2 protein-coding genes are annotated in these 2068 nt (G+C 78.7%); both read right to left on the reverse strand.

Translation table 11 applies throughout. The annotated features are described in order from the left end of the window. Nucleotides 1–58 precede the first annotated feature (58 nt). Nucleotides 59–1504, reverse strand: coding sequence for a UDP-N-acetylmuramate--L-alanine ligase (murC, locus tag ICW40_RS20420; protein WP_221655802.1), 1446 nt, complete (start codon nt 1502–1504; stop codon nt 59–61). Continuing rightward, the coding region (locus ICW40_RS20425; protein WP_308121944.1) for a UDP-N-acetylglucosamine--N-acetylmuramyl-(pentapeptide) pyrophosphoryl-undecaprenol N-acetylglucosamine transferase at nt 1501–2068 on the reverse strand (568 nt) is incomplete at its 5' end. The genes murC and ICW40_RS20425, both read right to left, overlap by 4 nt.

Raw genomic sequence — 2068 nt, forward strand, 5'->3', positions numbered from 1 at the left:
GGACGACGCGCGGACGGGTCGCTGAGGGGCGCCACGCGCCGCGGTGCCGCGGGGGGCCTCATCGCGCCGCACCCGGCACGTGGGCGAGGACCACGGGCGCCAGCTCGGTGACGTCCCCGGCGCCCACGGTCAGGACGAGGTCCCCGGGCCGCGCGCGGCTCGCGAGGACCCGCGCGGCCTCGTGCCGGTCGGGCACGAACGTCGCGTCGGACATCATGCGGTCGACGAGCATCGCGCCCGACACGGCCGGGTCCGGGTCCTCCCGGGCCGCGTAGACGTCCGTCACGACGACGACGTCGGCCAGGTCGAGCGCCGCCGCGAACTCGTCGGCGAAGGTGGCCGTGCGCGAGAACAGGTGCGGCTGGAAGAGCACGAGCAGCCGGCCGTCGCCCGCGACGGGTCGGGCCGCCCGCAGGAGCGCCGCGACCTCCGTCGGGTGGTGCGCGTAGTCGTCGACGACCCGCACGCCGGCGGCGCTGCCGCGGTCCTCGAACCGCCGTCCGGTGCCGGCGAACGTGCCGAGGCCCGCGGCCGCGACCTCGGCGTCCACGCCCAGCAGCCGGGCGACGGTCCAGGCGGCCGCGGCGTTGAGCGCGTTGTGCGCGCCCGGGACGCCGAGCACGAGCGGCACGCGGCCGGAGCCGTCGTCGAGCCACGTCGACCCGCCCGAGCGCGCCGGGTCCGGCTCCCAGGGGCCGACCCGGACGTCGGCCTCCTCGACCATCCCGTACGTGCGGACCTGCGTGCCGTGCGCGCGCGCCTCCTCGGCGAGCGCGGCCGAGCCGGCGTCGTCCGCGCATGCGACGAGCCAGCCGCCCGGGACGACCCGTCCGGCGAAGCGGCGGAACGCGGCCTCGAAGGCCTCGCGCGTGCCGTAGTGGTCCAGGTGGTCGGGCTCGATGTTCGTCACCACGGCGACCAGCGGCGCGTAGGCGAGGAAGGACCCGTCGGACTCGTCCGCCTCCACGACGACGACGTCGCCCGAGCCGTGGTGTCCGCCGCCGACGTCGGGCGGGCGGGTGCCGTCCGTCGTCGCACCGGCCACCTGACGCACGGTCCCGCCGATCGCCCAGGAGGGGGCGAGACCCGCGTGCTCGAGCGCGACCGCGACCATGGCCGAGGTCGTCGTCTTGCCGTGCGCCCCCGCCACCGCGACCGCGCGGCGGTCCGCCATGAGGGCCGCGAGCGCCTCCGAGCGGTGCAGCACCGGCACGCCGAGGGCGCGCGCCTGCGCGAGCTCGGGGTTCTCCGGCCGGATCGCGGTCGAGACGACGACGGTGCCCGCACCCTCCACGTGCGCGGCGTCGTGGCCCACGTGCACCGTGACGCGCGCGGCACGCAGCGCGTCGACCACCGCGCCGCCGCGCGCGTCCGAGCCCGACACGGTCAGCCCGCGGGCGGCGAGCAGTCCGGCGACGGCAGACATGCCGGCGCCCCCGACGCCGACGAGGTGGACGCGCCCGCGTCGGGCGATCGCGTCGAGGTCGGCGGGTGGGACAGTCATGCGGCCGCCTCGACGAGGTCCGCGACCCGGGCCGCCGCGTCCACGACGCCCGCGCCCGCCGCCGCCGCGCCCATGACGGCGAGCCGCTCCGGGTCGGCCAGGAGCGGGACGAGCCGCGTGCGCACCAGGTCGGGGGTCAGGTCGGCGTCGTCGACGAGCAGGCCGCCGCCCGCGCCGACCACGGGCGCCGCGTTGAGCCGCTGCTCACCGTTCCCGACCGGCAGCGGCACGTAGACGGCCGGCACGCCGAGCGCGGCGAGCTCGCTGACCGTGCCCGCACCCGCGCGGCACAGCACGACGTCGGCCACGGCGAGCGCACGCTCCATCTCGGCGAGGTACTCGAGCACGTGGTAGCGGTCCGCGTGCTCGACCCCGGCGAGGGCGGCGCGGACCGGGTCCGCCTTGCCCCGGCCGGTGAGGTGCAGCACCTGGATCCCCGCCGCGAGCAGGTCGGCGGCAGCGCCGCCCGCGGCGCGGTTGAGGCTCAGCGCGCCGAGCGACCCCCCGGTCACGACCAGCGTCGGGCGGGCGGCGTCGAGCCCGAGCGCCGCCGCGGCCGTGGCG

The organism is Actinotalea ferrariae (genome assembly GCF_019733465.1).
Taxonomy (GTDB): domain Bacteria; phylum Actinomycetota; class Actinomycetes; order Actinomycetales; family Cellulomonadaceae; genus Actinotalea; species Actinotalea ferrariae_A.

What these genes read in the sequence shown, in the direction of transcription:
- murC (WP_221655802.1), bottom strand. Translation starts at nt 1,504, where the DNA reads ATGACTGTCCCACCCGCCGACCTCGACGCGATCGCCCGACGCGGGCGC.